Annotated in this window: 25 protein-coding genes, 1 other RNA gene and 1 pseudogene; 16 read left to right on the top strand and 11 right to left on the bottom strand. The window is 44.0% G+C overall.

The window, feature by feature from the left end; genetic code table 11:
* Positions 1 to 23 precede the first annotated feature (23 nt).
* The 3 genes from rimM to ffh all read right to left on the bottom strand — a co-directional run bounded on the left by rimM (position 24) and on the right by ffh (position 2,379).
* Positions 24 to 563, bottom strand: a complete 540-nt coding sequence (gene rimM, locus AC2FAP_RS23570; protein WP_032670210.1) for a ribosome maturation factor RimM — start codon at positions 561 to 563, stop codon at positions 24 to 26.
* A 15-nt stretch (positions 564 to 578) separates the two neighbouring features.
* Positions 579 to 827, bottom strand: a complete 249-nt coding sequence (rpsP, locus tag AC2FAP_RS23565) for a 30S ribosomal protein S16 (protein WP_014171249.1) — start codon at positions 825 to 827, stop codon at positions 579 to 581.
* Between the two features lie 190 nt (positions 828 to 1,017).
* On the bottom strand, positions 1,018 to 2,379 hold the full coding sequence (gene ffh, locus AC2FAP_RS23560; RefSeq protein WP_014171250.1) for a signal recognition particle protein: 1,362 nt from the start codon (positions 2,377 to 2,379) through the stop codon (positions 1,018 to 1,020).
* 166 nt (positions 2,380 to 2,545) lie between these two features.
* Here ffh and AC2FAP_RS23555 point away from each other — a divergent pair, with 166 nt between their 5' ends.
* Both AC2FAP_RS23555 and AC2FAP_RS23550 read left to right on the top strand, forming a co-directional pair.
* On the top strand, positions 2,546 to 3,337 hold the full coding sequence (locus AC2FAP_RS23555; protein ID WP_003863130.1) for a cytochrome C assembly family protein: 792 nt from the start codon (positions 2,546 to 2,548) through the stop codon (positions 3,335 to 3,337).
* A gap of 18 nt (positions 3,338 to 3,355) precedes the next feature.
* Complete coding sequence (locus tag AC2FAP_RS23550) at positions 3,356 to 4,642, top strand: HlyC/CorC family transporter (RefSeq protein WP_449541538.1); 1,287 nt, start codon at positions 3,356 to 3,358, stop codon at positions 4,640 to 4,642.
* 51 nt (positions 4,643 to 4,693) lie between these two features.
* Here AC2FAP_RS23550 and grpE read toward each other — a convergent pair whose 3' ends face one another.
* Entirely contained in the window at positions 4,694 to 5,287 is a 594-nt protein-coding gene (gene grpE, locus AC2FAP_RS23545; RefSeq protein WP_020883911.1) for a nucleotide exchange factor GrpE, read from the bottom strand.
* A gap of 122 nt (positions 5,288 to 5,409) precedes the next feature.
* Between grpE and nadK the strand changes: the two genes are divergently transcribed.
* From nadK to bamE, 3 genes are all read left to right on the top strand, one after another.
* Positions 5,410 to 6,288: an NAD(+) kinase gene (gene nadK / locus AC2FAP_RS23540; protein WP_020883909.1), complete on the top strand. Its 879-nt coding sequence runs from the start codon at positions 5,410 to 5,412 to the stop codon at positions 6,286 to 6,288.
* An 85-nt stretch (positions 6,289 to 6,373) separates the two neighbouring features.
* Positions 6,374 to 8,035 carry a DNA repair protein RecN gene (gene recN, locus AC2FAP_RS23535; RefSeq protein ID WP_020883908.1) on the top strand — a complete coding sequence of 554 codons (1,662 nt, stop codon included), beginning with the start codon at positions 6,374 to 6,376 and terminating at the stop codon, positions 8,033 to 8,035.
* A gap of 138 nt (positions 8,036 to 8,173) precedes the next feature.
* Entirely contained in the window at positions 8,174 to 8,512 is a 339-nt protein-coding gene (gene bamE, locus AC2FAP_RS23530; RefSeq protein WP_014171256.1) for an outer membrane protein assembly factor BamE, read from the top strand.
* Positions 8,513 to 8,611: 99 nt separating this feature from the next.
* On the opposite strand, the gene AC2FAP_RS23525 is transcribed toward bamE, so the two are convergent.
* Both AC2FAP_RS23525 and AC2FAP_RS23520 read right to left on the bottom strand, forming a co-directional pair.
* Complete coding sequence (locus AC2FAP_RS23525; RefSeq protein WP_449541533.1) at positions 8,612 to 8,899, bottom strand: RnfH family protein; 288 nt, start codon at positions 8,897 to 8,899, stop codon at positions 8,612 to 8,614.
* Entirely contained in the window at positions 8,889 to 9,326 is a 438-nt protein-coding gene (locus tag AC2FAP_RS23520; protein WP_024908332.1) for a type II toxin-antitoxin system RatA family toxin, read from the bottom strand. The genes AC2FAP_RS23525 and AC2FAP_RS23520 overlap by 11 nt, the downstream gene beginning before the upstream one ends.
* A 156-nt stretch (positions 9,327 to 9,482) precedes the next feature.
* Here AC2FAP_RS23520 and smpB point away from each other — a divergent pair, with 156 nt between their 5' ends.
* The 7 genes and pseudogenes from smpB to AC2FAP_RS23485 all read left to right on the top strand — a co-directional run.
* Positions 9,483 to 9,965: an SsrA-binding protein SmpB gene (gene smpB / locus AC2FAP_RS23515; protein ID WP_008502505.1), complete on the top strand. Its 483-nt coding sequence runs from the start codon at positions 9,483 to 9,485 to the stop codon at positions 9,963 to 9,965.
* 89 nt (positions 9,966 to 10,054) lie between these two features.
* Positions 10,055 to 10,418: a transfer-messenger RNA gene (gene ssrA, locus AC2FAP_RS23510) on the top strand.
* A gap of 164 nt (positions 10,419 to 10,582) precedes the next feature.
* Positions 10,583 to 11,812, top strand: coding sequence for an integrase domain-containing protein (locus AC2FAP_RS23505; protein WP_048249317.1), 1,230 nt, complete (start codon positions 10,583 to 10,585; stop codon positions 11,810 to 11,812).
* A gap of 282 nt (positions 11,813 to 12,094) precedes the next feature.
* On the top strand, positions 12,095 to 13,651 hold the full coding sequence (locus tag AC2FAP_RS23500; RefSeq protein WP_047718515.1) for a recombinase family protein: 1,557 nt from the start codon (positions 12,095 to 12,097) through the stop codon (positions 13,649 to 13,651).
* Positions 13,641 to 14,537 carry a ParB/RepB/Spo0J family partition protein gene (locus AC2FAP_RS23495; RefSeq protein WP_045351110.1) on the top strand — a complete coding sequence of 299 codons (897 nt, stop codon included), beginning with the start codon at positions 13,641 to 13,643 and terminating at the stop codon, positions 14,535 to 14,537. Before AC2FAP_RS23500 ends, AC2FAP_RS23495 begins: the two co-directional genes overlap by 11 nt.
* Entirely contained in the window at positions 14,534 to 15,430 is an 897-nt protein-coding gene (locus tag AC2FAP_RS23490) for a ParB/RepB/Spo0J family partition protein (RefSeq protein ID WP_485453024.1), read from the top strand. Before AC2FAP_RS23495 ends, AC2FAP_RS23490 begins: the two co-directional genes overlap by 4 nt.
* 115 nt (positions 15,431 to 15,545) lie before the next feature.
* Positions 15,546 to 15,770, top strand: a pseudogene (locus AC2FAP_RS23485) (integrase); the annotation flags it as partial.
* 156 nt (positions 15,771 to 15,926) lie between these two features.
* Here the strand turns inward: AC2FAP_RS23485 and AC2FAP_RS23480 are convergent.
* From AC2FAP_RS23480 to hxsD, 5 genes are read right to left on the bottom strand one after another with little or no spacing between them, the layout of a single operon-like run.
* On the bottom strand, positions 15,927 to 17,534 hold the full coding sequence (locus AC2FAP_RS23480) for a TIGR04141 family sporadically distributed protein (protein ID WP_047718521.1): 1,608 nt from the start codon (positions 17,532 to 17,534) through the stop codon (positions 15,927 to 15,929).
* An 18-nt stretch (positions 17,535 to 17,552) separates the two neighbouring features.
* Entirely contained in the window at positions 17,553 to 18,188 is a 636-nt protein-coding gene (gene hxsA / locus AC2FAP_RS23475) for a His-Xaa-Ser repeat protein HxsA (RefSeq protein ID WP_001624497.1), read from the bottom strand.
* Positions 18,185 to 19,297: a His-Xaa-Ser system radical SAM maturase HxsC gene (gene hxsC / locus AC2FAP_RS23470; protein ID WP_023323122.1), complete on the bottom strand. Its 1,113-nt coding sequence runs from the start codon at positions 19,295 to 19,297 to the stop codon at positions 18,185 to 18,187. The genes hxsA and hxsC overlap by 4 nt, the downstream gene beginning before the upstream one ends.
* A complete protein-coding gene (hxsB, locus tag AC2FAP_RS23465; protein ID WP_047718527.1) occupies positions 19,290 to 20,678 on the bottom strand; it encodes a His-Xaa-Ser system radical SAM maturase HxsB in 1,389 nt (462 codons plus the stop codon). Before hxsB ends, hxsC begins: the two co-directional genes overlap by 8 nt.
* Positions 20,678 to 20,950, bottom strand: a complete 273-nt coding sequence (gene hxsD / locus AC2FAP_RS23460; RefSeq protein WP_003845891.1) for a His-Xaa-Ser system protein HxsD — start codon at positions 20,948 to 20,950, stop codon at positions 20,678 to 20,680. The genes hxsB and hxsD overlap by 1 nt, the downstream gene beginning before the upstream one ends.
* A gap of 1,053 nt (positions 20,951 to 22,003) precedes the next feature.
* Between hxsD and AC2FAP_RS23455 the strand changes: the two genes are divergently transcribed.
* The 4 genes from AC2FAP_RS23455 to AC2FAP_RS23440 all read left to right on the top strand — a co-directional run.
* Positions 22,004 to 22,564, top strand: a complete 561-nt coding sequence (locus AC2FAP_RS23455; RefSeq protein ID WP_003845893.1) for a hypothetical protein — start codon at positions 22,004 to 22,006, stop codon at positions 22,562 to 22,564.
* A gap of 459 nt (positions 22,565 to 23,023) precedes the next feature.
* On the top strand, positions 23,024 to 23,803 hold the full coding sequence (locus AC2FAP_RS23450; RefSeq protein ID WP_063158973.1) for a hypothetical protein: 780 nt from the start codon (positions 23,024 to 23,026) through the stop codon (positions 23,801 to 23,803).
* Between the two features lie 159 nt (positions 23,804 to 23,962).
* Positions 23,963 to 24,391, top strand: a complete 429-nt coding sequence (locus AC2FAP_RS23445; RefSeq protein ID WP_063158974.1) for a hypothetical protein — start codon at positions 23,963 to 23,965, stop codon at positions 24,389 to 24,391.
* Positions 24,360 to 25,260, top strand: a 901-nt coding sequence (locus AC2FAP_RS23440) for a relaxase/mobilization nuclease domain-containing protein (RefSeq protein WP_248262566.1), incomplete at its 3' end; no start/stop codon positions are given. The genes AC2FAP_RS23445 and AC2FAP_RS23440, both read left to right, overlap by 32 nt.

The raw sequence follows: 25,260 nt of genomic DNA, 5'->3' as shown, positions 1-25,260 counted from the left end.
CTTTTACCGTTTATCCGGAGAATTTAAAAACCAGGATCCCAATCTACTTCAATCGTTTGAGTAGCGAGATCGACTTTCTTGATAACCTGTCCATCGAGGAACGGAACCAACCGCTCCTTGATGCCAAATGCATCTTTCAGGTTTGCCCTAATGACGAGAACGTCATTTGACCCGGTTTCCATCATGTCGATGACTTTCCCCAGGCTATAACCTTCAGTGGTGACCACCTGGCAACCCATAAGGTCTTTCCAGTAGTAGTCGCCCTCTTCCAGCTGCGGCAACTGCGACGAATCCACGATAATTTCACAATTAGTCAGTGCATTCGCGGCATCACGATCGTCAATGCCTTTCAGCTTGATGATGATGTCCTGATTGTGGTGACGCCAGCTTTCCAGCTCGACCTCTTCCCACTTACCGGCTTTCTGGATAAACCAGGGCTGGTAATTAAAAATGCTATCAGCGTCTTCAGTGGAGGAAAACACTCTGAGCCAACCACGAATACCGTAGCAAGAACCCATTTTGCCCAATACAATCGGTTCAACAGGTGCTTTATTGCTCATCATGACCACCGTGACAGATTAAGCTGCTTTGTTTGCTGCTTTGATCAGCGTAGCAACGCGATCGGAAACAGTAGCGCCCTGGCCAACCCAGTGAGCGATACGATCCAGATCCAGACGGGTTTCTTCTTCAGAACCAGAAGCGATCGGGTTGAAGAAACCAACGCGCTCAATGAAGCGACCGTTGCGTGCATTACGGCTGTCAGTAACAACAACCTGGTAGAACGGACGCTTTTTAGCGCCGTGACGTGCTAAACGAATAGTTACCATAACATCCTCTTGTGTGAATAAAACAACCGGGCCCCATCGAGGAACGGAGCCCGGGTGTCATATTAAAAGCCCGAAAATTTTACTGATTTCTGGGGAAAATGCAATCAGCAGTTAAAACTCTGCTGCAAAACACGGCCAGGGTGCGCTTTTCGGGCACACCCCGGCATCAAAATAGCCAACAGCCTGGCGATTAACGGCCAGGGAATCCTGGCGGCATCATGCCCTTCATGCCACGCATCATCTTCGCCATGCCGCCTTTCTTCATTTTCTTCATCATGCGCTGCATGTCGTCGAACTGTTTCAGAAGGCGGTTTACGTCCTGCACCTGCATGCCGCAACCGGCTGCGATACGGCGTTTGCGGGACCCTTTGATGATGTCCGGGTTAGCACGTTCCTTGAGGGTCATCGAGTTGATGATCGCCTCCATACGCACCAGCACCTTGTCATCCATCTGCGCTTTTACGTTGTCAGGGATCTGGCCCATGCCCGGCAGTTTGCCCATCAGGCTTGCCATGCCGCCCATGTTTTTCATCTGACGCAGCTGCTCAAGGAAATCGGTCAGGTCAAAGCCGTCGCCTTTTTTCAGCTTGCTGGCCAGCTTCTCAGCCTGGGCGCGGTCAACCTTGCTCTCGATATCTTCGATAAGCGACAGCACGTCGCCCATGCCGAGGATACGGGAGGCGATACGGTCCGGGTGGAACGGCTCCAGCGCTTCGGTTTTCTCACCCACACCGAGGAATTTAATCGGCTTGCCGGTGATATGACGAATCGAAAGCGCCGCACCGCCGCGGGCGTCACCGTCCACTTTGGTCAGCACTACGCCGGTTAACGGCAGCGCTTCGTTAAACGCTTTCGCGGTGTTCGCCGCATCCTGACCGGTCATGGCGTCAACAACAAACAGGGTCTCTACCGGATTGATAGCGGCATGCACCTGTTTGATCTCATCCATCATCGCTTCGTCAACGTGCAGACGACCGGCGGTATCCACCAGCAGCACATCGTAGAATTTCAGCTTCGCCTCTTTCAGCGCCGCGTTAACGATGTCGACAGGCTTCTGGGCAACGTCAGACGGGAAGAAATCCACGCTGACCTGCTGCGCCAGGGTTTCCAGCTGTTTAATCGCCGCCGGGCGATAGACGTCCGCAGAAACGACCAGCACTTTTTTCTTGTGCTTTTCACGCAGGAATTTACCCAGCTTACCCACACTGGTGGTTTTACCCGCACCCTGCAGGCCTGCCATCAGCACGACGGCCGGTGGCTGTGCCGCCAGGTTAAGCACCTGGTTCTCTTCGCCCATCGCCGAAACCAGTTCGTTACGGACGATTTTGACGAACTCCTGACCCGGGGTCAGGCTCTTGTTAACTTCATGACCAACCGCCTTCTCTTTAACGCGGTTGATAAAATCACGAACAACCGGCAACGCGACGTCTGCTTCCAGCAGCGCCATGCGCACTTCGCGCAGCGTTTCCTTGATGTTGTCTTCGGTAAGGCGTCCGCGGCCGCTGATGTTGCGCAGCGTGCGCGACAAACGATCGGTTAAATTATCAAACATTGTCTCTCGCCTGAGTAGAAACGTTGGGTCGCTGGCAGCGACACATACACAGAATTTTGCCGGAGTATAACATGAAGGCGGCTTTGTTGTTATGCAACGGTTGGAGCAGGCGTCACGTAACGTTATACTGCTTCTCTTTCTTATTAAGACAACTGTCGATGCCTATATGCCTGTTTTCGCACTGATCGCCCTTGTTGCCTACTCTGTCAGCCTCGCGCTGATCATTCCTGGACTGCTGCAAAAAAACAGCGGCTGGCGACGCATGGCTATTCTTTCGGCGGTGATCGCACTGATAAGCCATGCGTTCGCGCTGGAATCGCGCATTATCCCCGGCGATGGCAGCGTACAGAACCTGAGCGTGCTCAACGTCGGCTCGTTGGTCAGCCTGATGATCTGCACGGTGATGACCATTGTCGCCTCTAAAAACCGTGGCTGGCTGCTGCTGCCGATTGTGTATGCCTTCGCGCTGATCAACCTGGCCCTGGCCACGTTTATGCCCAATGAGTTTATTACGCATCTGGAAGCGACGCCGGGAATGCTGGTGCATATCGGCCTGTCACTCTTCGCTTACGCAACGCTGATTATCGCCGCGCTCTATGCCATGCAGCTCGCCTGGATTGACTACCAGCTGAAAAACAAAAAGCTGGCCTTTAACCATGAGATGCCGCCGCTGATGGTGATTGAGCGTAAGATGTTCCACATCACGCAGGTCGGTGTCGTGCTGCTGACGTTAACGCTGTGCACGGGCTTGTTTTATATGAAGAACCTGTTCAGCGTAGAGAATATCGATAAAGCGGTCCTCTCCATCATCGCGTGGTTTGTCTATATTGTCCTGTTATGGGGCCATTATCATGAAGGCTGGCGCGGTCGTCGCGTGGTCTGGTTCAACGTCGCGGGCGCGGGCATTCTCACCCTTGCCTATTTTGGCAGCCGCTTCATACAGCAATTTGCTGGCTAAGTAACAAAGGAGTTCCCCCTGGAACACATCTCTACCACCACGCTGATCATTACGCTGATCGTCATGGTGGTCATCTCCGCCTATTTCTCCGGCTCGGAAACCGGCATGATGACCTTAAACCGCTACCGGTTACGTCATCGTGCTAAGCAGGGTAACCGTGCCGCCCGTCGCGTCGAAAAACTGCTGCGTCAACCGGATCGTCTGATCAGTCTGGTGCTCATCGGTAACAACCTCGTCAACATTCTTGCCTCTGCGCTCGGTACCATCGTTGGGATGCGCCTGTACGGCAACGCCGGCGTCGCCATTGCCACCGGTGTGCTGACGTTTGTGGTGCTGGTGTTTGCAGAAGTGTTGCCTAAAACCATCGCCGCGCTCTACCCGGAAAAAGTGGCCTACCCCAGCAGCTTCCTGCTCGCACCACTGCTGATCCTGATGATGCCGCTAGTCTGGTTACTGAACATGGTGACGCGTGTTCTGATGCGGATGATCGGTATCAAAGCAGACGTCACCATCAGCAGCGCGCTCAGCAAAGAAGAGCTGCGCACCATCGTGCATGAATCACGCTCGCAGATCTCCCGGCGTAATCAGGACATGCTGCTGTCGGTACTGGATCTGGAAAAGGTCAGCGTTAACGACATCATGGTGCCGCGTAACGAGATCGTCGGCATTGATATCAATGACGACTGGAAAGCCATCGTCCGCCAGCTGACCCACTCCCCGCACGGCCGTATCGTGCTGTACCGCGACTCTCTGGACGATGCCATCAGCATGCTGCGCGTGCGCGAAGCTTATCGTCTGATGACCGAGAAAAAAGAGTTCACCAAAGAGGTGATGCTCCGCGCCGCCGACGAAATTTATTACGTGCCGGAAGGAACGCCGCTCAGCACCCAGCTGGTGAAGTTCCAGCGTAACAAGAAGAAGGTCGGCCTGGTGGTCAATGAGTACGGGGATATTCAGGGGCTGGTGACGGTTGAAGATATTCTGGAAGAGATTGTTGGCGACTTTACCACCTCAATGTCCCCTTCCCTTGCGGAAGAAGTCACCCCGCAAAACGACGGCTCGGTGCTGATCGACGGTAGCGCGAACATTCGCGAACTCAATAAAGCCTTTAACTGGCATTTACCGGAAGATGAAGCACGCACCATAAACGGGATGATTCTGGAGGCACTGGAAGAGATCCCGGCGGCGGGCACGCGGGTGCGCATTGAGCACTACGATATTGATATCCTGGACGTGCAGGACAATATGATTAAGCAGGTGAAAGTCCTGCCGGTAAAACCGATTCGGGAAAGTATTGCAGAGTAGAGAGTAGGCCGGGTACGGCGCAAGCCGCCACCCGGCACTACAGATGGCAAATTACGCTTTCGCTTTCGCCACGGTAACCATTGCAGCACGAATGGTACGACCGTTCAGGGTATAACCTTTCTGCATTACGCCAAGCACTTTACCGGCTTCAACGTCTTCTGATTCCACCATCGCAATCGCCTGGTGCACGTTTGGATCCAGCGGAACGTTGGTATCGCCAACCACTTCCACGCCAAACTTACGTACCACATCCAGCATGGATTTCAGCGTCAGTTCGATACCTTCGATCATCGCGGTGTTGTCCGGGTTAGCTTTATCAGCCACTTCCAGTGCGCGATCCAGGCTATCAATCACCGGCAGCAGTTCGTTGATGAATTTCTCCAGCGCAAATTTATGCGCCTTCTCAACGTCCTGCTCGGTACGACGGCGCAGGTTTTCCATTTCCGCCTTGATGCGCAGAACACTGTCGCGTTCGCGATTCTGTGCTTCTACCAGCTGAGCTTCCAGATTCGCAATTTTTTCATCGCGCGGGTCCACCTGCTCAGCAGATGCGTCCGGCTCTACAGCCTCAACATCATCGTGCTGTTCCGTGATAATTTCTTCAGGGGCTTGCCCCTCAGGCGTTTTCTGTTCTTTACTACTCATGAATTTCTCCGCGTTTTTCTGCATTCATATCGCTAACTTCGCTTATTATGGGGATCAGTTTCCGGGATTCAAGGGAACAAGACAGATTGTCATCATTCATCAGGCACAAGGACCTCCAGAAAATGAATAATCATTTCAGGTGTATTGGGATCGTCGGGCATCCGCGTCACCCTACCGCATTGACGACACATGAAATGTTGTATCGCTGGCTGTGTAGCAAAGGCTATGAAGTGATGGTCGAACAGCAGATTGCCCAGGAGCTGCAGCTGAAGAGCGTCAAAACCGGCACGCTGGCGGAAATTGGCCAGCAGGCGGATCTCGCCGTGGTGGTCGGTGGCGACGGCAATATGCTCGGCGCGGCCCGAACGCTTGCGCGTTATGACATCAAGGTCATTGGTATCAACCGCGGCAATCTCGGCTTTCTGACCGACCTCGATCCGGACAACGCCCAGCAGCAGCTGGCCGACGTGCTGGAAGGTCATTATATCAGCGAAAAACGCTTTTTGCTGGAAGCGCAGGTGTGTCAGCAGGACTGCCAGAAGCGCATCAGCACCGCGATTAATGAAGTGGTGCTCCACCCCGGCAAAGTGGCGCACATGATTGAGTTCGAAGTCTATATCGACGAAATCTTCGCCTTCTCGCAGCGTTCTGACGGGCTGATTATCTCCACGCCGACAGGGTCGACTGCCTACTCGCTCTCTGCGGGTGGCCCGATCCTCACCCCTTCACTGGATGCCATCACCCTGGTACCGATGTTCCCGCACACGCTCTCGGCGCGTCCGCTGGTGATCAACAGTAGCAGCACCATTCGTCTGCGTTTCTCGCACCGCCGTAACGATCTGGAGATCAGCTGCGACAGCCAGATTGCGCTGCCTATTCAGGAAGGTGAAGATGTTCTCATTCGTCGGTGTGATTACCACCTGAATCTTATTCATCCGAAAGATTACAGCTATTTCAATACATTAAGCTCGAAGCTTGGCTGGTCAAAAAAATTGTTCTGATTTTGCATCCAGTACTTTACTGTATATAAAACCAGTTTATACTGTATGAAAACACAGTCATGGTTTTTCATACAGGAAAACAATTATGCTGGCACAACTGACCATCAGCAACTTTGCCATAGTTCGTGAGCTTGAGATCGATTTCCACAGCGGCATGACGGCGATCACCGGGGAAACCGGTGCGGGTAAATCCATTGCCATAGATGCCCTCGGCTTGTGCCTCGGCGGCCGTGCAGAAGGTGACATGGTGCGCAGGGGCGCAAACCGTGCCGATCTCTGCGCTCGCTTCTCCCTGAAAGATACCCCTGCTGCCCTGCGCTGGTTGGAAGAGAACCAGCTGGAAGACGGACGTGAGTGTTTACTTCGTCGCGTTATCAGCAGCGATGGTCGTTCCCGCGGCTTTATCAACGGCACTGCAGTCCCGCTTTCCCAGCTTCGCGAGCTCGGCCAGTTACTCATTCAGATCCACGGCCAGCACGCGCACCAGCAACTCATTAAACCGGAGCAGCAGAAAGCGCTGCTTGATGGCTATGCTGGTGAGTACGCACTTACTCAGCGCATGGCGGAGCACTATCGCCAGTGGCATCAAAGCTGCCGTGAGCTTGCCCAGCACCAGCAGCAAAGCCAGGAGCGTGCCGCCCGCGCTGAGCTTCTGGAATACCAGCTTAAAGAACTCAACGAATTTAGCCCGCAGGCGGGTGAATTTGAGCTTATCGACGAAGAGTACAAGCGCCTGGCTAACAGCGGTCACCTGCTCTCAACCAGCCAGAATGCCCTTAACATGCTGGCTGACGGTGAAGACGTGAACCTGCAGAGCCAGCTGTATAATGTTCGTCAGCTCATCACCGAACTGGCCGGCATGGACAGCAAACTCTCTGGCGTACTGGATATGCTGGAAGAGGCCGCGATTCAGATTTCAGAAGCCAGTGACGAACTGCGCCACTACTGTGAACGTCTGGATCTCGACCCGAACCGTCTGTTTGAACTGGAGCAACGCATCTCCCGTCAGATCTCGCTGGCGCGTAAGCACCACGTTACGCCAGAGGAGCTGCCTGGCTACTATCAGTCTCTGCTTGATGAACAACAGCAGCTTGACGATCAGGCTGACTCGCTGGAAACCCTGTCACTGGCGGTGAACCTGCACCATGAACAGGCGCTGACGACGGCGAAACAGCTGCATGAGATCCGTCAACATTACGCCCAGGAACTGAGCCAGCACATCACCGACAGCATGCACACGCTGGCGATGCCGCACGGCGTATTCACCATCGATGTCCGTTTCGAAGAGAACCATCTGACGGCGGAAGGTGCGGACCGTATCGAATTCCGCGTCACCACCAACCCGGGGCAGCCGTTGCAGCCCATCTCTAAAGTGGCTTCCGGCGGTGAACTGTCGCGTATCGCGCTGGCGATTCAGGTGATTACCGCACGTAAAATGGAAACCCCGGCGCTGATTTTCGATGAAGTAGACGTGGGGATCAGCGGCCCTACGGCGGCGGTCGTCGGCAAACTGTTGCGCCAGTTGGGTGAATCAACGCAGGTCATGTGTGTTACCCACCTGCCGCAGGTGGCCGGGTGTGGTCATCATCACTTTATCGTCAGCAAAGAAACTGACGGTGAAATGACGGAAACGCACATGAAGCCACTGGATAAACGCGCACGTCTGCAGGAGCTGGCACGCCTGCTGGGCGGCAGTGAAGTCACGCGAAATACGCTCGCGAACGCGAAAGAACTGCTGGCGGCATAAACTTTTTCGGGATCTCAGGGTCATAGAGAACAACAAAAACGCCGCCAGACCGGTTTCAAAGTGGGGCAAGGTCTATTATCATCGGCATATAACATATGAGCCGCGTTCTGCTCGGGCCCGAAAAGGAATCAAATCACTATGCGTTGTAAAATGCTGACCGCTGCCGCAGCGGTTCTTCTGATGTTGACCGCAGGCTGTTCCACTCTGGAGAAAGTGGTTTACCGTCCTGATATCAACCAGGGGAACTACCTTACCCCTAACGATGTGTCCAAAATCCGTGTGGGGATGACACAACAGCAGGTCGCTTATGCACTTGGAACCCCAATGATGTCCGATCCGTTCGGCACAAACACCTGGTTCTATGTATTCCGTCAGCAGCCGGGCCATGAAGACGCGTCCCAGCAGACCCTGACGCTGACCTTCAGCAGCGCCGGTGTGTTGACCAACATCGACAACAAGCCTGCCCTGACCAAATAATCAGGTGTCAGAGATGCAAAAAGGTGCTCAATGAGCACCTTTTTTGTTTTCCTTCATCCCCCTCGCCCCTTTGAGATCAGGCTTAAGGTGAAGAGCGAACTACTTACCCGATTTCTCCGCACGCTGACGACGCAGCTCTTTGGGGTCGGCAATCAGCGGGCGATAAATTTCGACCCTGTCACCCTCATTCACCACATCAGCCAGTTTGACCGGACGGCTGTAAATGCCGACTTTATTTTTCGCCAGGTCGATGTCACGACGAAGCTCAAGGATGCCAGAAGCGCGAATAGCCACCTCAACGGTCGCACCTTCTTCCAGCATCACACGCTGCAGATATTGCTTCTCCGGCAGCGCATACACCACCTCGACAGCTATCTTATGCGACACTGTAAACCTCTTTGGCGCGGGTCGTGAACGCCTGAACCATATTCGAGGCCAGCTCTTTAAAGATGCGGCCAAACGCCAGCTCAATCAGTTTATTGGTAAACTCAAAGTCCAGCTGGAACTCGATGCGACAGGCATCAGCGCTGAGGGGGGTAAACTTCCAGCCACCCATCAGGGTTTTAAACGGACCATCTACCAGATGCATCAAAATACTCTGATTGCTCGTCAGCGTATTGCGGGTGGTGAACGTCTTGCTGATCCCCGCTTTGGAGACATCGACCGCCGCCGTCATCTGCGTCGGGCCAGACTCCAGCACTCGGCTCCCGGTACATCCCGGAATAAACTCTGGATAAGACTGAACGTCGTTCACTAACTGATACATTTGTTCCGCGCTGTATGGAACAAGCGCAGTACGGCTAATCTGAGGCATAGCATTTCCCATGGTCACACAACCGACAAATAATAACATTTATCACCTGTTAAAAAAACGCTAAGCCTCATCTCGTGCTAATATAGCGCGTTAGACCTCACAGGACGCAATGAGGTGACTTTTTGAAATCAGATTACCGATGGCTTTACGATACTTATGACGAAGAAAAAAGCACATAAACCAGGCTCGGCGACCATTGCGCTCAACAAGCGTGCTCGCCACGAGTATTTTATTGAAGAAGAATTCGAAGCTGGCCTGGCATTGCAGGGCTGGGAAGTAAAATCGCTGCGCGCCGGGAAAGCCAACATCGGTGATAGCTACGTGATCCTGAAAGATGGCGAAGCCTTCCTGTTCGGTGCCAACTTCACGCCGCTGACCGTCGCCTCGTCACACTACGTGTGTGACCCAACGCGTACCCGTAAGCTGCTGCTGAACAAGCGTGAACTGGAGTCCCTTTATGGGCGCATTAATCGTGAAGGCTTCACCGTGGTTGCCCTGTCGCTGTACTGGAAAAATGCCTGGTGCAAAGTGAAAGTTGGCGTAGCGAAGGGTAAAAAACAGCACGACAAACGTACCGATCTGAAAGAGCGCGAATGGCAGCTCGACAAAGCACGTATTATGAAAAACGCAGGACGTTGATTCTGCGCACTTATTGTACTATTCAATAAGTTAGCGTTCCGGGCTGGTATCCAGGATCTAAAATCTGGTATACTCAGTTCAACACTATTGGGGCTGATTCTGGATTCGACGGGATTTGCGAAACCCAAGGTGCATGCCGAGGGGCGGTTTGCCTCGTAAAAAGCCGCAAAAAAATAGTCGCAAACGACGAAAACTACGCTTTAGCAGCTTAATAACCTGCTCTGAGCCCTCTCTCCCTAGCTTCCGCTCTTAAGACGGGGATTCAAGAGAGGTCAAACCCAAAAGAGATCGCGTGGAAGCCCTGCCTGGGGTTGAAGCGTTAAAACTAATCAGGCTAGTACGTTAGTGGCGTGTTTGTTCGCAGCTGGCGTGCGAATGTAAAGACAAACTAAGCATGTAGTACCGAGGATGTAGAAATTTCGGACGCGGGTTCAACTCCCGCCAGCTCCACCACTTTTTAGTTGTTTGAAGTACAATGAAGTCTACTAAGCCCGCACAGCACAAGCTCTGCGGGCTTTTTTACGTCTATTGTCGTCCAGTGAGAATTGCTGAGAACTACGAGTTATGGCACCCTGAATAGGACCCACTAAGAAGGGTCCAAAAATCGAGGGTCCCAAATGGCAAAAATCGCTAAGAAGCTCACTGACACTGAAATCAAAAGCACCAAACCTGCCGAGAAAGAGGTTAACCTTTTTGACGGCGATGGTTTGCTCCTGCGAATCGCTCCCCTGGCGAAGGGAGGGAAGAAAAATTGGTATTTCAGATATGCAGTGCCTGTGACCAAAAAGCGAACTAAGGTGAGCTTAGGAACCTATCCTCATCTTACACTTGCTAAGGCACGAGCTTTACGTGATGAATACTTGTCGTTGCTTGCAAATGATATAGACCCACAAGTTCATAACACCCAGAAAGCCAATGCCCTAAAAGATGCAACGGAACATACATTTCAAGCAGTAGCCAAGAAGTGGCTTGATGAGAAAGTCAAAACGTCAGGCATCTCCCAGGATCATGCTAACGACATCTGGCGAAGCCTAGAAAGAAATATCTTTCCAACGTTGGGTGATACCCCCATTAAGGAGATTCGCCCTAAAATGCTTAAACAGCATTTAGACCCCATAGAAAAACGAGGTGTCCTTGAAACACTTCGCCGCATCATATCCCGCCTGAATGAAGTTTTCCGCTATGCAGCAACAGAAGAACTCATAGAATTCAATCCGGCTGACAATCTTGCCCAGAGATTTAGTAAGCCGAAGAAACAGAACATGCCAGCCCTGCCCCCAACCGAACTCCCCCGCTTCCTTACAGTGTTAAACAACGCCTCAGTCCGTATGGAGACACGATTGCTGATTGAATGGCAGTTACTAACTTGGGTTCGTCCTGGTGAGGCTGTTCGCACCAGATGGGCCGATATAGATACTGACAACTCAATGTGGAACATTCCGGCGGAGTTCATGAAAATGAAGAAGCCTCACAAAGTTCCACTAAGTAAAGAAGCTTTGCGAGTCTTGGATTCAATGAAAGCCATCAGCGGACGTAGAGAGTGGGTTTTCCCCAGTATCAAAGCTCCACTCAATCACATGCATGAACAAACAGCCAATGCGGCCATAATCCGTATGGGCTTCGGAGGTGAGCTTGTAGCTCACGGTATGCGATCCATTGCTAGAACGGCTGCTGAGGAGTCTGGCAAGTTTAGAACTGATGTCTTAGAAGCCGCCCTTGCCCACTCGAAGAAAGATGAAATCATTGCAGCCTACAATCGTGCAGAGTATCTCACTGAACGGGTGGTTCTCATGCAATGGTGGAGTGACTATGTTTCGTCTCAAAAATGCAAAGTTATTGCCGCATAAATCTCCCATGATGGGTTAACTATCTTGATTTAGTTAAAGAATTAATAATCACACCATTAACCTATGTGGACTAAGCATAGCCATTCACAAATGGGGACCTTGAGTCCACATAACGAAAGCTGTAGGTCATATCAGCTAAATAATTCACATCTCTTCTCGATTATCATACACCTCGAAGATTTACCAAATTCGCTCTAATCGATGATAAAAGAGTTGAATTTGGTTAAAAATTGATCAATTTTATCCTCTACATTGTATTGAATCATCCATGAGGTTTCGTGCATGGCTAGCGAAAATGATAAAAATCATAAAGTTAGAGTCGCACAGTACTTGAGGATGTCTACCGACCATCAGCAATATTCTTTACATAATCAGTCCGAATACATCAAAGATTATGCTGAAAAGAACAATATGGAAATCGCTTATACCTACGATGATGCAGGTAAGAGCGGAGTCAGTATCGTAGGCAGGCATTCTTTGCAGCAGTTACTTAGTGATGTAGAACAAAAGAAAATAGATATACAGGCTGTATTATTTTATGATGTGAGTCGTTTTGGTCGTTTTCAAAACAGTGATGAAGCTGCATATTATTCCTTTCTATTTGAGAGAAACGGTGTAGACCTTATATACTGTTCTGAACCTATACCCACTAAAGATTTCCCTTTAGAGTCTTCTGTAATACTGAATATAAAAAGATCTAGTGCTGCATATCACAGCAGGAATTTATCAGAAAAGGTATTTATAGGACAAGTAAATTTAATAAAGCTTGGTTATCATCAAGGCGGCATGGCTGGTTATGGGCTGAGACGTCTTTTAGTAGATGAAAATGGCATAGCTAAAGAAATATTGAGTTTCCGCAAAAGAAAGAGTATTCAAACAGATAGAGTAATATTAATTCCGGGCCCCAAAAATGAGATAAAAATTGTAAATAGAATCTATGATCTCTTTATAGATTATAACGTACCAGAATTCATTATTGCTGAGAGATTAAATGAACAGAATATACCTGCAGAAAATGGAACATTATGGACTCGTGCAAAAATACATCAAATCTTGACAAATGAAAAATATATTGGAAACAACATATATAACAAAACCTCATCTAAACTAAAAAGTAGACTTGTAAAAAACCCCAAACATGAATGGGTTAGATGTGACAAAGCATATAAACCCATTATTTCAAAGAAAAAATATAATAAAGCTCAAGATATAATTCAGCTCCGATCCATACATTTGACTAATGAAGAGCTTTTAGAAAAGCTAAAACAAAAATTGGAATCTAATGGAAAACTATCAGGATTTATCATTGATGAAGATGATACAGGCCCTTCATCTTCTGTTTACAGAACCCGATTTGGTGGTCTTTTAAGAGCATATACTTTGATTGGTTATAAGCCAGAACATGATTACAGTTATCTCCAAATAAATGAAGCACTAAGATCATTTTACTCAGGTATAATTGAGGATTTTAAGGGGAGGATTTTAAAAAGTAACTGCTATATAGACGAATATAAATATGCCCCAATGCTTTACATCAATGATGAGCTTTTAATTTCCGTCCTTATTACTAAATGCATACATATGAAATCAGGTAAACTTAGATGGAAGGTCCGGTTTGATAACTCACAGAAAGCAGACATAACAATTGTTATACGAATGGATTCACAAAATATTTCGCCTCTTGATTTTTATATCATACCAAAGATAGAAAACGAATATAGTAAAATGTGCATGACGGAAACAAACAACATTCGATTAGATCTCTATAGATTTGATAATCTGGATAAACTTCTACAAATTATTACTCGCATGAAAGTGAGGGAACTATATGCTGCCTGAAACAAATGAATTCCCAATAATACAAATTGAGATTGCAAAAATAAAATTCCTTAACCCAAGAACTAGAAATAAGGTAGTGCATGAAGAAATTAAGGAAAGCATAAAAAAAAGAGGATTAAGCAAGCCTATAAGCGTGAGAGCGATTGATGAAGACGATTTCAAATATGCTTTAATTTGTGGTCAAGGGAGAATAGAGGCTCTCGTTGCATTAGGTGAAACCATTATTCCAGCAATTATAAGAGATGTATCAGAAGAAGATGCTTACGTTATGAGTTTAGTTGAAAACATTGCAAGGAGGAGACCACGTTCCAATGAGTTATTACAGGTAATAAAAGATATGAAAATCAGAGGACTTTCAGACTCCGAAATAAGTGAGATTACTGGGTATTCATCGAACTGGGTGAGCAGTATAAATATGCTTCTTGATAAGGGAGAGCATAAACTTCTCTCTGCAGTCGAACGGGGGAATTTGCCTCTATATCTTGCAGTGCAATTTGCAAGATGTGAAACTGAAGAAGCTCAAGATATTCTTACCGAAGCATATGATAAAAAATTAATTAAAAGCCGGGACATTATAAAGATAAAACACATTCTAAATCAGCGAACAATTGGGAATAAAGGTGCAAAAGCAGCCGGGTTTTATTATCACAAACCATCAAAAAGAATGACTGCTGAGGAGTTAATTGGGCTTTATGAAAATAGTATCGCTGAACATAAATCTGTTTATAACAACTCTAAATTTATAAAAACTAATTTACTAATAGTAAATGAGATTTTTAACATCATAATGATGAATAAAAGCTTTCAAAATTTACTTGAACAAGAGAATCTATCAGAACTGCCATCTCAAATCCTCAATCCAATAAACAAAGAGGCATCAAAATGATTCAGATACGTTTTGGCGACAATTTTATTTATTTAGAAACTAACAAGTTAATTCCCTCTAAGGAATTGTTAGAAAATGTAAAGTTAAGTCATAAATATCATCAAATAGTTACCTCTATTGAAAGCTTAGGTATTATTGAACCAATAATAGTGTTCTATGACAAAGATAAAGATGCCATTAAGATACTCGATGGCCATTTGAGGGTTGAGGCTTTAAAAGACTTAGGCATAGAAAAAGCTCCATGTTTACTTTCGAGCATAGATGATGCGTTCACTCCTAACAAACAAGTCAATCATATAAATGTAGTTGAAGAACATAGAATGATAATCAAGTCCTTGGCAAAAGTTTCAATTGAAAAACTTAGTGCTGCTTTGGGAATATCTATTGATGCTATAAAAGATAAAGCTAATGTGATGAACGGTATAGATCCAAGTGTAATTGCGAAACTTTCTGATAAACCTATACCTAAGGCTACATTTGATGTTTTGAGGAAAATGAAGCCAATTCGTCAAATTGAAGCAGTCGGTACAATGATTAATTTTGATAATTATAGTAAAAAATTTGCAATGAGCATCTTGGATGCTACACCGGCATCAATGATAGTAAATAAAGGGAAAAACACTCCCTATAAAAAGGACATAAAAAAAACCATACTTCGTCTGGAACAGGAAATGGCAACAACTTCGGAAGAAACAAAAAAACTTCAAATCGAGTATGGTTCAGATATGTTGAAATTCGTGATAATCCAGTCATATATTAATAAATTACTGGGTAACTCTAAAGTTCTTCATTGGTTCTTGGAAAACGAGGTTGATTATCTTAATGAGTTAAAAAGAATTTCGAAAATTAATTCTTTAGATGAGAAGACTCTTGCTGAAAACAGCCAGTCATAGGTATGGTTTTATATATCCGAAATAAACCATGAAGTATACTTACACAACCATAATGGCTTCTCTTAGATATTAGCATAAGTAGGCAGTATAAGCCGTAATCATTCGAACGGTTTAAGGAGGTGAACTTATGGTTAATAGAATGAGATCTATTGTGAGAACGGCGACAGACGAATCTGGTAAGTTCAGGACTGGTGTCTTAGAAGCGGCCCTTGCCCACTCGAAGAAAGATGAAATAATTGCAGCTTACAATCGCCCGGAATATCTGGCAGAACGAGTGATTCTCATGCAGTGGTGGAGTGATTATGTCATTGCTCAAAAATTTAAAGCTATTGCGGCATAACAACTCTATAAGGGGTTAAATCTCCCAGCCCCTTATCCACCAAGACATAAACCTTTTTTGACACCACTTTGTTCTAAACCAAGATACATGGGCTGTAACTTACAAAAGCGATTTTCTGCATGAACTGGCAAACGTCTCTGGCATTGAAAAATTTATTTAAAGCTTGTTCTTTTGTGGTTTACATAGCTTCTTTTTATAAATATCTGGGTCCACAGCAATTTTGCAGATCCTGACCTCATACCCAAAATTGGTAATACTCTTGTGGAAATTTTTCAAGTTTACTTTAGAAAACAAAGGTAAATCTTCGGGAAGATTTTTATTAGAAGCTATGGCGAAAACTAGTTTATATTTTTTAGCATCTGGTCTATTTATATGATCGGCTAATTTTATATGAGCAGGTAGTTTCTCATTAAGTTTGCCTCGAAATTCAGAGTCACTTATAAAAAGTTCAGAACCTATAAATCCTTGTGAAAAAAGATGGCTCATACTTTGCGAACCAGTATAATATTTTACATGGATAAAATCTGATTGACCTCTGATAAGATCACAAAATTCAATCTTACTTTTACCACCACCATGATGAATGAATTTCTGATCCATGTGTGTAAAGGAATTATCATCTTGGCAAAGTTTTTTATTATAATCCTCCTCTCGTTTATATGAATATACAGGGAATTTATCCGACTCCTCATAATGAATTATTTTTTTCATTTCATCATCAATAGTCGATACAAAATTCCTATCTGCAACATACCATATAGAGTCTCGAAGAATATAGTTCTGATCACCTTCTTTTATCTCGGCATAGAGGCACCTATATAAAGACCATTTTTTTATCGATTCAAAATCGGCATTCAAAACATGCAGGTAATTTTTTTTGAGTTCATCAACAGTTACTTCAGTTTTCTTACCATCAAAATAATCACAAACATGGTATATTGATAAGGTTTCATGAATGAATCTTTGTCTCTTATCAAAGCAATAGCCTATTTGATTTTCCCAGTCTATTATTTCTGGCTCTCCAAGCCATAAATCATTGAAGTCTTTTTCCTTTATCCGATCAATCAAAAGCGAATCCAATATCTCAACTTCTTGTTCATCAGCCTCCTTGATATTGTTAACCCATTCGAATTCTTCAGGAAGAGGTAATAAGTAAATAGAGTCTATTTTGGTCAACAGTGCTGGAATAGCCTTCAATTCAATATCCGGCATGATCACAAAAGCATCTTTGCCAGTAATTTTACTTCCTAAAATATCTTCTGTCGAAGTGCCTGTGAGAGTTGTGAGAATATCCATCTCAGAATCTATTTTTAGGTTGTATATATCGACTTCTTTACTGCTCTGACTGCGAGTTAACAGGTTCGTTTCGTTGTGACTGCCTTTATCTAAACTGCGAATTTTTTTATGTTCTATACTATTAAGAGTTGTTTTAAGCCCAAATCCTTTGACAATGCTGCCATCATTGATTAAGTGATGACCGGTTCCAAAGGGAATAAGATATCTGGAATTGTTAGCTTCAATAACTAATACTGCTCCTGTGCTACTATTCATACCGAAGAAATCAGGTTCTATGCCAGGATTTTGGCCCATAAAAAAGGTGGTCCATTCAGGAGGTTTTGGGTCCATGTACTCCTTTACATATAGATATGCTCGTGCATCCTCCATCTCGAATTCAACAGGTCTTTTGACCCTTTCCAAATTCAAAACCTGATCAATAGCATCGCTAAACCTTTTTGTTTTATAAATAGAGAGTTTTATCTTCATTCTATTTTACCTAACATTTTAACGAGCCAGTATATTCAAAGAGTTCAATAACTGAGCATCTAATGTTTCTCTTACTGGAGTAGGAAGCCCATATGCAACTCTGTAATTTTTGATAGCAGTTCGTGTCGCAGGCCCCATACTTCCGTCTATATTGCCGTTATAAAACCCTTTATCCAGTAATGCGAACTGCACTCGCATGATCAAACGCTTACGCTTTTCAGTATCAGAAGCCAGCCCACTACTTGCACGAGTAGTTCCATTCATTCCAGCAGAGTTTGTGGTCGTAGAGGCATCGGTGTCATTAGAGCGAAGCGAACGAACAGATGAAGAAGACGATGGCGAATTTGTACCTGAAGTGGATGAGCCTGATGAGCTTGGTGAACTGTATGTTTTAGGATAATAAGGAGTGCTTCCACCATAGTACCCACCACCAGACGAAGATCTATGAGAACTATGGCTTCGATGGGAGCTATGACTACGATGCCCTGCAATGTAGAAAGGTACTTCCGTGTTAAGTGGAGCTATAACTAAATCATGCTCATTAAGAGTCATACCGGGCAAATCACTTGCACCAGTGGAGGAATCACTTGCCCATACAGAATTATTGAGTGCTAAAAATCCCGGAAGCAGAGCAGCGAAATTAAATTTTTTCATAAAATTGGTCTCGGTGGTTGATGAAAACGGCCTTTTGATGAACTGAAATAACCAGCACAGGAAGACTTCTGAGTACATTCATCACATTCTTTGGGGTAGTAATTTTTCCAGTCAGAAATTGACTGAGTAGCAAATCCCCAAGCTCTTTCAGGAAGATGGCACAATGGGTAATTGAAGATTGTTAGGGTGATGCCTGACCTTTGTGCTGTTCCTATGGCAGAGAGAATTTTCTCACTATAGCTATCATGCTCAATGAAGATTGATGACCAGTTTTTACGTGCCCAGCCGATAGATTCTAAGCCCATAAGAGAAATCTGGTTGATATTGGAAAACACGCGACCAGCGAACTCTATGATTTTGTCCAGTTCCATATAGTTAGCCAGTGTCGGAATGATTCTTAACTCAATGTTGATCCCTGAGTTACCGGCATTGATAAGCCCCATAACTGTCTCATCAAATGCCCCTTCGCTTCCAACCAGATAGTCATGAACTGACGACCTTGAAGAATAAAGCGGAATACCGAAAGTTATTTTGAGCTTTTCGCTTCGCTCTTTCATCTGTTGAGTAAAACTGACATCTGCAAACTTTCGTCCATTGGTCAAAACATGCAAAGCTGTCTCAGGTGAGTTTTCGATTATGAAGTCAAGAAATTGCAAGAAATCTTCGCCATACAGTAGAGGTTCTCCCCCACTCACTCCTACTACACCATTCAGGGAGAAAGAGGCGATGGCAAGTGCTGACTGGTTAAGAAGCCAGTCATCGTTTCCTGTCTTAGGAGGCTGAGAACAAAAAAGGCAACGGTTGTTGCACCTTTCAGTTACCAGAACAGTGTTATGGTTTGCTCTCCGTGACAAAATCACCCTAATCATGTTGCCATTATTAACAATCCCTATATCACCATCTTCTATGGAATTGAAAAGATCAGTGCTCACAACGAAGTCTGCAAAATATGCAGGAAGTCTGGAATCAAGTTGAGTTTCACTGACCAGTAAATTTGGCAGATAGAATTGAGGATTTTCGGGCTTAGATTTGCACAAGCGATAGAAACCTTGCTGAACTGGCAGATCTGCCGTAAATCTGAAAATGTCGTTTCTCAGCACCTCAGACATAAGCCCACCCTTTAAGCATCTTTGCCATCGGTCCATCCTGAGAGATTTCATTCAGAAGGAAGCGGAACATGCCTTTGTGATACTGGCAGAAAGTAGAACGACTCTTGTCACCAACAGGTTCGCCATGAACACTAATGTTCTGGCAAGGATCTGCTCCACAGAAAGGCTGGTATGCACAGGTGTCACAACCTGGCATGGCGAAGTTAAATGAAGATGAGAGAGCGGAACGGTAGTATTCGTTGCTACTGAATGAGAGTGAGGCAAACTCTCCTGCACTGAAATCTGCTTCCGGGTTTACTTTCTGAAGCATACGACTTTCATCACTACCGTAGACTTTACCGTCATAATTGAACAGGATGCAGTTCAGCACAACTCCGCTTGGCGATTTTAGATCTGCATAACCACTGAAGCCTGGATTGAAAATTCGCTTGAGATGAATAGCAGCCGAGTGCTCAATGACAGGTATTCCCTTTTCATTCTGAATCAACACTTCCTGCATCAACTCTTTATAAAAAGCAAAATACTCTGGCATTGAAAAAGTGAAGCTCTGCTTCTGAGCAAACCCATAAGGACTAACAGGCCTGATAAACATGTCTGTAAGACCCAGAGACAAATGAGCATCTACTATGGAAGCTGGCTCTTTAGTCAGCTCCTTAGTAACTGTGGTAACCGTAGCTACCCGGTTTGCGCCAAGTTCTTCTGTGATTTTCCGAATACCAGTTACTGCTTTGTTATGAGCTTGAAAGTCAGTAAGGATGCGATTCTTGTTATGGACAGCTTCAATCCCATCGAGCGAGACCGAGAAGGTGATATTCCGCTCTTTAACCCATGAGAGAATGCTTTCATCGAGTAATGACAGACTTGTAGCAATCACCATTTCAAAAGCATCACTACCCAATGAAATCTCACACTCGTGATAGATTGACTGAACAAGATCGAACCTGAGAAGTGGTTCACCGCCCTGTACTTCTATCTTGTAGGGAGGTGTACCTAGTTTCTTAATGGTGCTGACAATTTGCGGTATCAGTTCAGGATTGAGGTCATAACCATCAGCGGTGACCGATGCCCTACTGACCTGGCAATATTTGCAAGTATGATCACACCGAAGAGTAGGTACAATCATGAAGATTGGCCTGATCGCCAGTTCATTCATGAGTCGTTTGGCAAAAGCCGAACTTAGTGCATAAGGGGTAACGGAGGAAGATTCATCTCCGCAAATGAAAAGTTTGCTTTCAAGCGATGAGGACTGTTCTTGACTGATGTGACCGTTTACCAGATCGAGAAATTCCTGCTCTCCTAAAAAATGATGAAAGCCAGCGAGGTTACTGATGAATACCCGGCCGTCAGGCATCCTGTCGAAGTTAAAAGGCATGAGTTTCATTATGCAAGCCTGTCATCTATGCTTCGGAGAACCTTGCTGATGATGGCATCACGCAACTGACCAGTTTGATGGTGAAGTTTCTCACGGAGGCTAAAATCGTTTAACAACCTTGCGAATTCAAACTCACATTCAGGACCACCTATCTCAAAGAAGATAATCCACGAGGATATGTTTTCTTCAAGTTTCCATGGGCTTACAGGAGTCATCCAGTATAGGGTGTTTCGGATAACCCATTCAGAATAAAGATTTTTTTGTAATATCTTTTCCCACATCACTATTACCTTACAAAAGAAATAATAACGGAAAGAAACTTATTCCATTTGGGTTTTTTCTTATAGATTAATGATATAACACTTTTCAAAACATGTTACTGAGTATGTCAAAATTCTAAGATTCAGTTCAACTAAAATTAATCGAATCACGCACTCACATGATGCAGCTGTACTCATAAGATGTAATTATCAAATTGAATTATATGACTAAATATTTACTTTCAATGTAATGATCTACATATGGCATACATAAGTGGGTGAGATAAAATGGGTTCGATAGGTAAAGTTAACAGTTAATAACTGCATATTTGTATATTGCATGACAAATACCAATGTCAAAACTTTAAACATATGAAACACAATGCATAATATATCAATATAATTTAATCGATTCACCTCTCAAAAATAATAAATTCTTAATAAACCAAAGTATGTAACCGCCATATAATCGTCACGCTGCTAAATTTCGACACACATAGCTAAACACATATGACATGGAGATTCCGTAATGGCAAAAGCACCATTGGGCACTACCGGGAGAACTGGCGAGAGTTGCCCTGAGAGTGGAGTGTGGACTGTTGTAGGGACACCATCAACAACTGCACCAATAGCAAAAGGAAACCGCTTCCCTCCATATGATGGTAAAGCCGTAACCTGGAAGTTAACACAATATGCATAAGCAGTCCCATTGAAGGCCACCTAAGTGGCCTTTCTCTTGAAAAACTGAAGATGAATATGTAAACTACATTACAGACGTAAACAGAATTTTAAAGTTTGTTTATGGCTGCAAATAAAAATCTTTTATTCTTTAAGGGATTTTTATTAATTGAAATTATACCTTACACATTTACTACCTAAAAATAAAAAAAACTGTCAACTGGAGAATTAAACATGAGCCTTACCCGTATAAGTATATATACTAATCATTAAGCGTTGAAAAATCGCGACGCGATATTAATTCTGTGAAATAAATACGATATAAGTTTTAAACATCAGTCAGAACCAAAACATTCTTTTATCATAATGGATATTCAAAAATACAGAGGGTTTTAAATGAAATCATCATTAAGACTACTTTTTTATAAAAAATTATCGTTAGAAATCTCTTTGCTCGTATTATTTCTACTCTTAATAAATGTCATCATAAAATTTCTCATTGATAAATTTGATCCAAAGATTTTAAACTTTACAAGCTCAATGATAACAATAAATAAAGAAGACATTCTTTTCACTTGTTTATTCCTGGGTGGTTTATTGATTTCAATATTTTTTAAAAAAATAGGTAAATCCATAAAATCATTGAACGACTGCGTGTTATTTTTCTCTGCGTCAATTGTCGTTTATAAAACTTATGAGCAAAACTCTAATGACCTTATAACATTAATAGAAAAAGCCATTGACATTCACACATTAGCTTTATTCAAATCTCTCATCTTACTATGCTCATTTGCTAAATTTTTCATATCGGCTATGGAATTTTATTTAGAGAAAAAAATCGAATTCAATAAAAAACACAATACAAAGGAAGAGTTAATATCTAATATATCCAACGAGATAGTTTTATTACGCAACATCAAAGAAAACCATTCTAAAAATCATCAAAATCCTTCCTAAAAAACAAAAGACCGATCATTCCTAATAGCATTATGAATATATCAAACACAAAAACTGTTGGTTTAATAAATGGTAATAAATACCCTAGCAAATTAAATAAACTAAACACCGCCATTAACAAAAAAAAATGCATATCCGACTCCTCATGCTAAATTAACTTTCATATATACCTATAATTTTTTTTCACGTATTGTCAATACCCCATCCATAAAAAGCAAGGGCTAACCAAAAGAAGCTCCGCTTATTTTAGCCTCTTGTTTTCTCCCTTCGGTTGAAAAATAAAAATGCATGGTTATTAAATACTATTAAAGGATATATATTAGTTATTCTCGCATTGATAATAAAGTCGTTTAAATTTCACATTAATATTTCTTGTTCAACCAATTTAAGTGTAGTATATACAAGTAGACACTGTAAAGCGTCAAAAATATCAACCGAAGTTTAACTAGAGAATTAAGCATGGAAAAGCAGTCAATTGTAAAATATTTAAAAATAATAATTGCTCTAATTGGAGTCATTTCATTTCTTGTTTTGGTTATCTTACCAATTGCATTTGATATTAGAGATCCTTATCAGAAGATCTTGATATCGCTTGGCACTTCGATATTCGTTGCACTGACCGTATCGTTAGTTGTAAACAAACTGACTGCATCAAAAACCAATTATGAAGTCCGTGAATTAATTAATGAAAAATTCCCGAAATTACTGATGATTGAGGATAATGGTCTAGAAAATGTCGTTTATAATAACAATATGGAATTGCTTGATATAGATATAGTGGAACCATCAAAATTATTTATCATAATGAATGATGGACGAAATTTCTTTACTAATAACTCAAGGCAACTTTCAGAACGATTTAAAAAGGAAAATAAAGAAACTTTCATCGTCCTAATGGACCCTGATTCAGAAGCAGAAAAATTCCTATGCAAGAAAAATGGAAAGGATGAAAGTGGCTATTACGGCAAGAAAATCGAAGAATCCAGAAAAGAATATATTGAATTTCATAAAAACTCACCTTCTTCAAATAAACTAGAAATATTTTATTGCCCTAACGGGGTATCTCTATCTATTGTAGCTACTGATAATATAGCAATAATTGGTCTGTATAGAAATTCTGCTGGAAAAGCATTGGTCCCTCCTCATTTTATATTTAAAAACATTAATAATGATTGCGAATACTTGCGAATAATGCAAGACGTTAATAACTTAATTGCTAATTCTAAAATAGCAGAATAATAATATAGCCCCTATACATTGGCGGATAGGGGCTATATCAAAGTTTAAATTTAAAAATTCAAACAGAAGTAATATGTTACTCTCATATTGACAAATTTTATGTTTTGATATAACTAAATATTACAAAGAAAACTACTTTAATTATGAAAAGGATTTCATATGATAAAAAAAACCGAAAAAGGACAAGTAAACAATAAGAAAAATCATCTCAGTCAAAGTATCAATCAAAAATCATCTTCGCATAGAATACATTGCGTCAGTGTAAGATTTAATAATAAAGAAATGAGATTCATTGATATTAAACGGGGCTCGACGAATAAAAGCGTATGGCTTCGTAAATTAGCTTTGAATAAAATCATCCCTTTAATACCAGAGATTAATATCGAAGCTTGGAAAGTTTTAACTGAAATATCACAAAAGCTAAATCGAATTGCGATACATATAGATGGTAAGAGCAAAGATAGCCAGCTTACTCATACAGAGCTTTTCGCTGTGAAGCGACAACTGGAAGATCTTCGCCAGCACCTGCTAAATGCTGACATATGGAGCAAACCCTATGAAGGGTATGCAGAAGATCAAAAGGGGTAAGAGCTTCGCTGGTGTCGTTCAATATGCATTGAAGCCGGGAGCACATCATAAAAGCGATCCAGCCGTAATCGGGGGCAATATGCTGGGTGGCTCCGCTCTTGAACTGATCGCTGAATTTGATGGCACTAAACAGCTTCGGCCAGATATCCAGAAACCGGTATGGCACAACTCGCTTCGCCTGCCTAGTGGAGAATCACTAACGGCTGAACAATGGTCCAGCATCGCAGATGACTATATGAAACGAATGGGATTCAGTGATACCCATCTCCGTTGCTATGTCTTACATGACGACGAAGGCCAGCATATACACATTATCGCCAGCAGAATCGACATAGCCGGTGGGAAGCTCTACTTAGGTAGGAACGAAAATCTTATAAGCACACGGATCATCAGTGAACTTGAAATCACTCATAACCTGACAGTGACCATGACAGCACCAAAGCAACCGAAGCGAAGAAAGGTTTCCCGCAATGAACAGATGCTTTCAGAACGGACTGGCCTTCCTTCCCCCAAAGAAGCTCTCCAACAGATACTTGATAAAAGTTTGGCAGATACACCTGACCTTTTAACCTTCACAAAACGACTGGAAGAAGCCGAAGTATCTTGGACGGCTAACATTGCTTCTACCGGGAAAATGAACGGGTTCTCATTCTCCTACCGCGATATAGCTTTCAAAGCTTCGCAGTTAGGCAAGGGTTACTCCTGGGCAAATCTTCAAAAGCAACTTAACTACAACCCTGATCACTTAGAAGCTATACGAGCGACCAAGGAGGCTATCCCTGCTCCTGCTCCTGCTCCTGCTCCTGCTCCTGCTCCTGCTCCTGCTCCTGCTCCTGCTCCTGCTCCTGCTCCTGCTCCTGCTCCTGCTC

The organism is Enterobacter cloacae complex sp. 394I7, assembly GCF_057320345.1.
Note: the sequence above shows the minus strand (reverse complement) of the source record. Positions and strands in the feature narration are given on the sequence as shown.

What these genes read in the sequence shown, in the direction of transcription:
- rimM (WP_032670210.1), bottom strand. Translation starts at nt 563, where the DNA reads ATGATGAGCAATAAAGCACCTGTTGAACCGATTGTATTGGGCAAAATG.
- rpsP (WP_014171249.1), bottom strand. Translation starts at nt 827, where the DNA reads ATGGTAACTATTCGTTTAGCACGTCACGGCGCTAAAAAGCGTCCGTTC.
- ffh (WP_014171250.1), bottom strand. Translation starts at nt 2,379, where the DNA reads ATGTTTGATAATTTAACCGATCGTTTGTCGCGCACGCTGCGCAACATC.
- AC2FAP_RS23555 (WP_003863130.1), top strand. Translation starts at nt 2,546, where the DNA reads ATGCCTGTTTTCGCACTGATCGCCCTTGTTGCCTACTCTGTCAGCCTC.
- grpE (WP_020883911.1), bottom strand. Translation starts at nt 5,287, where the DNA reads ATGAGTAGTAAAGAACAGAAAACGCCTGAGGGGCAAGCCCCTGAAGAA.
- nadK (WP_020883909.1), top strand. Translation starts at nt 5,410, where the DNA reads ATGAATAATCATTTCAGGTGTATTGGGATCGTCGGGCATCCGCGTCAC.
- recN (WP_020883908.1), top strand. Translation starts at nt 6,374, where the DNA reads ATGCTGGCACAACTGACCATCAGCAACTTTGCCATAGTTCGTGAGCTT.
- bamE (WP_014171256.1), top strand. Translation starts at nt 8,174, where the DNA reads ATGCGTTGTAAAATGCTGACCGCTGCCGCAGCGGTTCTTCTGATGTTG.
- AC2FAP_RS23520 (WP_024908332.1), bottom strand. Translation starts at nt 9,326, where the DNA reads ATGCCTCAGATTAGCCGTACTGCGCTTGTTCCATACAGCGCGGAACAA.
- smpB (WP_008502505.1), top strand. Translation starts at nt 9,483, where the DNA reads ATGACGAAGAAAAAAGCACATAAACCAGGCTCGGCGACCATTGCGCTC.
- AC2FAP_RS23505 (WP_048249317.1), top strand. Translation starts at nt 10,583, where the DNA reads ATGGCAAAAATCGCTAAGAAGCTCACTGACACTGAAATCAAAAGCACC.
- AC2FAP_RS23500 (WP_047718515.1), top strand. Translation starts at nt 12,095, where the DNA reads ATGGCTAGCGAAAATGATAAAAATCATAAAGTTAGAGTCGCACAGTAC.
- AC2FAP_RS23495 (WP_045351110.1), top strand. Translation starts at nt 13,641, where the DNA reads ATGCTGCCTGAAACAAATGAATTCCCAATAATACAAATTGAGATTGCA.
- AC2FAP_RS23490 (WP_485453024.1), top strand. Translation starts at nt 14,534, where the DNA reads ATGATTCAGATACGTTTTGGCGACAATTTTATTTATTTAGAAACTAAC.
- AC2FAP_RS23480 (WP_047718521.1), bottom strand. Translation starts at nt 17,534, where the DNA reads ATGAAGATAAAACTCTCTATTTATAAAACAAAAAGGTTTAGCGATGCT.
- hxsA (WP_001624497.1), bottom strand. Translation starts at nt 18,188, where the DNA reads ATGAAAAAATTTAATTTCGCTGCTCTGCTTCCGGGATTTTTAGCACTC.
- hxsC (WP_023323122.1), bottom strand. Translation starts at nt 19,297, where the DNA reads ATGTCTGAGGTGCTGAGAAACGACATTTTCAGATTTACGGCAGATCTG.
- hxsB (WP_047718527.1), bottom strand. Translation starts at nt 20,678, where the DNA reads ATGAAACTCATGCCTTTTAACTTCGACAGGATGCCTGACGGCCGGGTA.
- hxsD (WP_003845891.1), bottom strand. Translation starts at nt 20,950, where the DNA reads ATGTGGGAAAAGATATTACAAAAAAATCTTTATTCTGAATGGGTTATC.
- AC2FAP_RS23455 (WP_003845893.1), top strand. Translation starts at nt 22,004, where the DNA reads ATGAAATCATCATTAAGACTACTTTTTTATAAAAAATTATCGTTAGAA.
- AC2FAP_RS23450 (WP_063158973.1), top strand. Translation starts at nt 23,024, where the DNA reads ATGGAAAAGCAGTCAATTGTAAAATATTTAAAAATAATAATTGCTCTA.
- AC2FAP_RS23445 (WP_063158974.1), top strand. Translation starts at nt 23,963, where the DNA reads ATGATAAAAAAAACCGAAAAAGGACAAGTAAACAATAAGAAAAATCAT.